The organism is Nitrospina gracilis 3/211, from assembly GCF_000341545.2.
GTDB classification, from domain to species: domain Bacteria; phylum Nitrospinota; class Nitrospinia; order Nitrospinales; family Nitrospinaceae; genus Nitrospina; species Nitrospina gracilis.
The window spans coordinates 488,189-494,523 of the sequence record NZ_HG422173.1; the positions used below are offsets into that span (position 1 = coordinate 488,189).

General features: G+C 61.7%; 7 protein-coding genes and 1 tRNA gene. 4 read left to right on the plus strand and 4 right to left on the minus strand.

Features of this window, described 5'->3' with window-relative positions; all coding sequences use genetic code 11:
• Positions 1–807 (minus strand): transporter substrate-binding domain-containing protein, encoded by an 807-nt coding sequence (locus tag TX82_RS02250; RefSeq protein WP_187291894.1) that lies wholly within the window; start codon positions 805–807, stop codon positions 1–3.
• A gap of 1 nt (position 808) precedes the next feature.
• Entirely contained in the window at positions 809–1,903 is a 1,095-nt protein-coding gene (locus TX82_RS02255; protein WP_042251680.1) for an ABC transporter ATP-binding protein, read from the minus strand.
• A 175-nt stretch (positions 1,904–2,078) separates the two neighbouring features.
• Here TX82_RS02255 and purD point away from each other — a divergent pair, with 175 nt between their 5' ends.
• Complete coding sequence (gene purD / locus TX82_RS02260; RefSeq protein ID WP_005006388.1) at positions 2,079–3,347, plus strand: phosphoribosylamine--glycine ligase; 1,269 nt, start codon at positions 2,079–2,081, stop codon at positions 3,345–3,347.
• A gap of 39 nt (positions 3,348–3,386) precedes the next feature.
• On the opposite strand, the gene TX82_RS02265 is transcribed toward purD, so the two are convergent.
• Entirely contained in the window at positions 3,387–3,767 is a 381-nt protein-coding gene (locus TX82_RS02265; RefSeq protein WP_005006389.1) for a hypothetical protein, read from the minus strand.
• Between the two features lie 93 nt (positions 3,768–3,860).
• On the opposite strand from TX82_RS02265, the gene TX82_RS02270 reads away from it, so the two are divergent.
• The 3 genes from TX82_RS02270 (at position 3,861) to TX82_RS02280 (ending at position 5,214) form a co-directional block, all read left to right on the plus strand.
• On the plus strand, positions 3,861–4,652 hold the full coding sequence (locus TX82_RS02270) for an isoaspartyl peptidase/L-asparaginase (protein WP_005006390.1): 792 nt from the start codon (positions 3,861–3,863) through the stop codon (positions 4,650–4,652).
• A gap of 103 nt (positions 4,653–4,755) precedes the next feature.
• Positions 4,756–4,831 (plus strand) — tRNA-Thr (locus TX82_RS02275).
• 185 nt (positions 4,832–5,016) lie between these two features.
• Positions 5,017–5,214: a hypothetical protein gene (locus TX82_RS02280; protein WP_005006391.1), complete on the plus strand. Its 198-nt coding sequence runs from the start codon at positions 5,017–5,019 to the stop codon at positions 5,212–5,214.
• 39 nt (positions 5,215–5,253) lie between these two features.
• On the opposite strand, the gene TX82_RS02285 is transcribed toward TX82_RS02280, so the two are convergent.
• The coding region (locus TX82_RS02285; RefSeq protein ID WP_042250358.1) for an OprD family outer membrane porin at positions 5,254–6,335 on the minus strand (1,082 nt) is incomplete at its 5' end.

Below are 6,335 nucleotides of genomic sequence, written 5' to 3' on the forward strand. Positions count from 1 at the left end.
TCAGTCCTCCTTACCCGATGCAATCGTTTTAGGCACCACCGCCGCCTGACCAAGCTCCCATTTCTCGTGCAGTCTCGCCACCGTGCCGTCGGCCAGCAGTTTGTTGAGCGCTTCATTGACTCTCTGCAACAACTCCGCCTCGTCTTTTCGTGCGACGATGCCGTAATGCTCCTCCGTTAAGATGTCGCCCACCATCTTGATCTCGCGGAACACAGCGGCGTCGTTGTTTTTGTAATACAGCGTGCCCGTGCTCTCACCCAAAACGGCGGCGATCTCGCCCTTGATCAAATCCTGAATAGCGTGACCGTACAACTCATACGCCTGTTTGTTGAGTTCGGAGTAATCCTCGAGATAAAAGAACGCCGTGGTGGCGCGTTGCGCCCCGACGATACCGTCCTGCGCCTGCACATCCTCCAGAGAAGTCACGCCTTGGGTGCCACGCTGCACCACCAGCGACAACCCGCTTTGCAGGTACGGCACGCTGAACGCCATGCGTTCCCTGCGTTCTTCCAGGATGGTGACCGAACTGATGACGAGATCGTATTTCTTCGTGATGAGCCCGCCGAACAGTCCGTTCCACTCTACGTTGATGAGGTCGTACTCGAATCCCGCCTGCTTCGCCACCGCGTCGATGAGATCGATTTCGAATCCAGCAAGTTGATTCTGGTCATTCAAAAACGACATCGGCGGCAGGGTGGCGTCAGTCGCCACGATCAGTGTGCGTTTCGCTGTTTGTGGCTCCTCTCCCCCGCACGCGGAAAGCCACACCATCGCCGTGCAAAAAAGAAGAATCCATTTTCGCCGCATTTCACGCATTCGCCGCCTCGTGTGGATCGCGTTCATAAATCAAAGTGTCCTCCGCAGCCACCTGCACCCAGACCGCCGTCCCGGAAAAAAGCGCCGGATCATTCCCGTGCCGCACCTGCACCGTCACCGCCTCTCCACTTTTCAACATCACCCGGTAGCGCGTGTGACTGCCGAAAAAAGATTTCCTCTCCAGCAATCCTTCCAGCAGGTTCATGCCGTTTTTGTAATCCGGTGAGATCCGCAACACCGCCTTTTCCGGCCGAAAAAACACATCGACAGGCGTGCCCGGTTTGAGCTTCCCGACATCCGCTACCGTCATGACTCCACCGCCATCGAGCCGCACCGCGCAACCGCCTTCCGTAACGCTTTCCACCACGCCGGGCAGACGGTTGACGCCTCCCAGGAACTCGGCAACGAAACGGTCCGTCGGACGATCGTACAACTCTTCCGGCACCCCCACCTGCAACAGCCGCCCTCCTTCCAGCACGCCCATGCGGTCGGCGAGGCTCATGGCCTCTTCCTGGTCGTGCGTAACGAACAGGAAAGTGATGCCGAACGCCTTCTGCATCTCCACCAGTTCGTCGCGCAAATTCTGCCGCAGGCTGGCGTCGAGCGCCGACAGCGGTTCGTCGAGCAGCAATACCTGCGGCCGGTTGATGACGGCGCGCGCCACGGCGACGCGTTGTGACTCGCCGCCGCTCAACTGCCCCGGCCACGCGTGGCGCAGGTCCGTCAGGCGGGTGATGGCCAACAGCGCGTCGATCTTGTCCCGGATGTCCGTCTCGGTTTCGCCGCGGATGCGCGGGCCGACGGCGATGTTGTCGTACACGGTTTTGTGAGGGAACAGGGCGTGACGCTGGAAAATGAATCCGACCGGCCGCCGCTCGACAGGAAGGGCATTGACAGCTTGGTCATCAATATAGATGGTCCCGGCATCCGGTTGCTCGAATCCGGCAATGCACCGGAGCAGCGTGGTCTTGCCGCATCCACTGCGGCCCAGAAGAACGAACCGTTCTCCTTCTTCTATTTCCAGCGACAAATTCTGGAGTACGGGTTTGCCGCCGAACGATTTGGAAAGTCCTTCAATGCGGATCATGCACACCTTCACGGATTGCGGCCACGGTGCCCGTTTTTTCCGGGGCTTGTATAAAAATAGCATGGATTGCCGATAGCGTGGCTTCGGACAATTAAAATTGTGCGGGGTGCCGTTTTTCTATAAAATTCAGGCCAGTCACGAAACAAAACAAAATCCATAAAAGGAAAGAAGGGGCATGAAAATACTTGTCATCGGCGGCGGTGGCCGCGAGCATGCGCTGGTTTGGAAAATCAAGCAAAGCTCGCTGGTAAAGGAAGTGTTCTGCGCTCCGGGCAACGCCGGCACGGAATCGATTGCCCGCAACATCGCCGTCTCCGCCACCGACCTCGACTCACTGCTCGCCATCGCGCTGGAGAACCGGGTCGACCTCACCGTCGTCGGTCCGGAGCAACCGCTCGCCATGGGCATCGTCGACCTGTTCCAGAGCCAGGGATTGAAGATCGTCGGCCCCACCGCCAAAGCGGCGCTCATCGAAGGCAGTAAGGCGTTCGCCAAGGACTTGATGAAAGCCCACAACGTGCCCACCGCTGATTTCGAAGTATTCGAGGACAAGGAAGCGGCCAAGGCGTACTGCAAGGGACGCGGTCCGGTAGTGGTGAAAGCCGACGGCCTCGCCGCGGGCAAGGGCGTGTTCGTCTGCAGCAACGAGGCGGAAGCCATCGATGCCGTCGAGCAGATCATGGGCGCAAAAACGTTCGGCGATTCGGGCAAGCAGGTGGTCATCGAAGAACGGCTGGAAGGACAGGAGGTGTCCCTCCTCGCTTTCACCGACGGACACATGATACTGCCCCTGGAAGCGGCGCAGGACCACAAAGCCGCGTTCGACGGCGACACCGGACCCAACACCGGCGGCATGGGCGCGTACTCACCCACGCCCATCTTCACACCCGAGCTCAAGGATGAGGTGGTCGAACGCATCATGCTTCCCGTGCTTCGCGGCATGCAGAAAGAAGGCGTTCTTTATAAAGGCATCCTCTACGCGGGGCTCATGCTCACCGCCGACGGACCCAAGGTGCTGGAATTCAACTGCCGGATGGGCGACCCGGAAACGCAACCGCTGATGATGCGCATGAAGTCGGACATCGTGCCGCCGCTCAAGGCCTGCGCCGAAGGCACACTGGAAAAACTGACGCTGGAATGGAAACCGGAGGCGGCGGTGTGCGTGGTGATGGCGGCGGGCGGCTACCCCGGCTCGTACGAAAAAGGCCATGCCATCACCGGCATCGAACAGGTGGCGTCGATTCCCGAAGCGCAGGTGTTCCACGCCGGAACGAAGGTCGACGGCGGCCACATCGTCACCAACGGCGGCCGCGTGCTGGGCGTCACCGCCCTGGGTGCGGACATCGAGCAGGCCATCAACAACGCCTACCGGGCGGCCGACAAGATCCGCTGGGAAAGCGCGCACTTCCGCCGCGACATCGGCAAAAAAGCGGTAAAGAAGTAACGGAAAAGGCGGTCCCCGCAGTGGCGGGTCCGGGCGGGATCAGTCCAGCTGCGGTTCTTTGAGGGTGTGGACGTCTTTCATTTTACGGCTGAAGACCTTCGCCGAACCCCACCAGGTGAGCCAGGCGACTCCCAGCACCAGGCTGATGCCAAGGGTGGCCCACAAGGCCACGTTGCCGGAGGCGGAAGCGCCGCGTAGAAACACGAACATGCCGAGCGGCAGGGCCATGACGAAACCGAAGCAGGTCAGCAGCATGGAGCTGCGGGCAAAGTATTTCGGACGCACGTCGATGTTGAGTTCGCCCAGGTATTTCTGGTTTTCCGGCACGGCGGCGTCGAGCAGCTCGATGTCGCCCTCGCAGTTCGGGCAGAACTTGCCGCCCCAGAAAGCGTCCTTGCATTGCAGACAGAATTTGACCACGCGTCGGTCTCCGGCGAAAATGGTACCTTATATAATGATGCCTTATCATAAACCATCCCGGCACCCGGGACCAAGCGGAAAGCGGCCATTATCATGACAGGCTACCAGTTCGCCCTGCTCGCCCACGGCGGCGCGGGTTCCGACAACGCAAATTCCGACGGCACCGACCGCGCCTGCGAGCGCGGCCTGGAGCTGATGCAGGGCGGGTTCACCGCGGTGGACGCCGCCTGCGCGGCGGTGGAGGTGCTGGAAAACGACGGCCGCTTCAACGCCGGGGTGGGATCGCGCAGGCGCGCCGACGGATCGATCCAGATGGACGCGGCGTGCATGGACGGCGGCCGGCACACCTTCGGTGCCGTGGCGGTGGTCGAGGGATTCCAGAATCCGGTGCACATCGCCCAGGCCCTGCTCGACGAACCGTATCACCTGCTGGCCGGGGACGGCGCGGCGCGGTACGCGACGGAACGCGGTTTCACCCCGCTGGACGAGAGCCGCGTGCGCAGCGACGGCGCGAAAAGTTCGGACACCGTCGGCGCGGTGGCCTGGGACGGCAAACAGTTCGCCGCAGCGCTCAGCACCGGCGGCACCGGGAAAAGCTGGCGCGGACGCGTCGGCGACGTCCCTTTGATCGGGTGCGGCCTTTACGCCGGGCCGAGCGGGGCGGTCGCCGCCACGGGCCATGGCGAATCGATCGCCCTCAACATGACCGCCTACCGCGCGTACCAGTTGCTGGAAACGGGCGCGTCCTCCGACACGGTTTTGCAAGAGGTGCTCGGCTGGTTCGAGGCGGCGCAGGACATCGGCCTTCTGGTGGTGGGGGCGAAAGACTGGGCGGGCGGCTCCAACCGCAGCATGGCCTGGTCCGGACTGACCGGGAACCCGTGAAGAGGCTCGTTCGCCCGACCCAAGTCTTAACCGGCGGCACCGCGATTTCGGCATTGATTTTCGAGGCCAAAACCGTTTAAATAATCACCTCCAACCCAAGCAAGCCGACGTAGCTCAGCTGGTAGAGCAACTGATTCGTAATCAGTAGGTCAGCGGTTCAAATCCGCTCGTCGGCTCCATTTTTTCCCTCTCCCCTTCCCCGCACAATTTTCGCCAAAGCGGGCCAATTTCCTGAAACCGTTCACTATACTATCGCTCCCCCTTTAAACGCGTTCTTCATCTCCCTTTAAAAAGAGTGGCGTCGAACCGGCCCGGGTTCCTACCTTTATATATAGAAGGAACCTTTTCTCACTAGGAGAACATCATGGCCGACACCACGCACACCACCCCGCAAACAGGAACCCCGCGCCCGCCGCAAAAGAAGAAATTCTTCCGCTACCTCACGTACAAGGAACCGCGCTGGTTCCACATCTTCATTCACACGGGATTCCTCTTCGCCATCGCCATCGCGCTCATCCTCATCGGCGTCGCGCTGTGGATGAACCCCGAACTGGCGCACTGATCCCGGAGCGCCTCTTCTCATGAGCCGCCGCGTCTCGCGTCACTCGAAAATCGTGAAGGCGTACTGCAACTGCACGCGGTGATCGGCGAAGCGTTCGTCGGCGCGGTCGGCGGTGATGACGCCGAAGCGGTAGCGGACGGAAAACCCTTTCAGCATTTCCTGGAAACGGTAGCGGATGTCGAAGTTCGTCTCGGCGGAGTCCGCGCCGCCCACTTCTTCCGGCAGGTCGTAATGCGCGTGGCTGAGCTTCACCATCCACTGCTCGCCGTAACGGTAGAGGGCGGTCGCCTTCACCGCCCATCCCGCCTGCACGGTGGGTTTCACGGTGAGGCCCTGCATCATGCTGTTGGTGAACAACGCATCAGTCGAAAAGTTGTACGGCGATAAAAAACTGCCGCTGCGGAACGTGCCGGGCTCGGTGGGGATGTAGTTCCACCCGACGCGGAACAGCGCGCCGTAGCCCTCCACCCCCGCCTGTGCGCCGTAGAGCGTGGACCGCACGGTGCCGAGAAACGCCGCCTGCACGTCGTCCTCGCGGCCGAACTGGAATTTCAGGAACGGCCGCACGTCGGCATCGGGGAGCAGGGTCACCTCGCCCTGCACGAAGAACAGGTGGAACAGATCCCAGAACCAGTACTCCCACACCTGCAAGCGCATGTGTTTGCGCCGCCAGTCCGCGCCGAGCACGCTGACGCCATCGGTCTGCGCCGGCGTGCCGGTGAGGCGGCCGGTGACGAATGCGCCCGCGTCGTCGAACTGGTCCTCCTGCCGGTTCTTCACCTTGTCCAGGTGGATGGCGTGCAGGGTGACGTCCATCGGCAACGTGTGCCGGAACGCGAGGCCCTCGACGTGAAACGGAATCATGAACGCGTCGGCGGGATTGATGAACGGCGTGTTCACCGTCTGCCGACCGGCGCGCAGGCGGGTGGCGCCGCTTTGGTATTGCAGGAAGGCTTCGGCGAAGACGGCGTTGTTGTCCACCGTGAGCGCGCCGTTGGACGGCGGATCGCCATCGCCGGAAAGGGCGAATCCGTTGGCGGTGTAAAATCCGACCCGGCCGCTGAAGCCGTGCGTTTCCCCCGTGTGCCACACCAGCCTGCCGCCGACGGAGGCGACGGAGG